At 58.8% G+C, this 255-nt stretch carries 1 pseudogene; it reads right to left on the minus strand.

From position 1 onward, the window contains the following. Window positions 1-255: pseudogene (locus tag QMX98_RS35025) on the minus strand (acetyl-coenzyme A synthetase); the annotation flags it as partial.

Here is a 255-nt window from a genome sequence, read left to right on the forward strand (position 1 = left end):
AGATGTCGCGATGCTGGTTCCACTTGATGTTGCCACCGGTGCGCTTGCACACGATGACTTTCTGGATGCTGCTGGTTTCCGGGTTGGTCAGCGCGTCATCGACGTTGGACTTGAGCGGGATCTTCTTGCCGGCACGAATGCCTTCGTCAGCGGTGATGACCACTTTGGATTTGCAGTCGATGATGCGACCGGCCAGGGCTTCCGGCGAGAAACCACCGAACACCACCGAGTGAATCGCACCGATCCGGGTGCAGG

It is taken from the genome of Pseudomonas sp. PS02303, from assembly GCF_029959925.1.
Lineage (GTDB): Bacteria > Pseudomonadota > Gammaproteobacteria > Pseudomonadales > Pseudomonadaceae > Aquipseudomonas > Aquipseudomonas mandelii.